At 55.4% G+C, this 233-nt stretch carries 1 protein-coding gene; it reads left to right on the top strand.

Annotation, left to right across the window (positions count from 1 at the left end; translation table 11 throughout):
* The coding region (locus H5185_RS22650; protein WP_182743393.1) for a hypothetical protein at positions 1 to 233 on the top strand (233 nt) is incomplete at both ends.

Genomic DNA, 233 nt, shown 5'->3' with positions numbered 1-233 from the left:
CCCGTGACCGGTGTCATCAGCTTGACCCCAGCGGGCGTGGCCGCCGTCGCCAATGACTTTGAAGCCCTGGCGAACGTGCACAATTTAGTCGTTGGCGCCTCAGATGGTGTCAACACCACCAACATTAACGTCACCCTCACTGAGCTTGATGTCAATGAAACGCCTGAGTTCACCCCACCCGTGGGCGAAACCAGCTACAACTTTACGTATTTTGAAAACAGCAGCGACAGCAC

It is taken from the genome of Shewanella sp. SG44-6 (assembly GCF_014164185.1).
Taxonomy (GTDB): Bacteria; Pseudomonadota; Gammaproteobacteria; order Enterobacterales; family Shewanellaceae; genus Shewanella; species Shewanella vesiculosa.
Note: the sequence above shows the minus strand (reverse complement) of the source record. Positions and strands in the feature narration are given on the sequence as shown.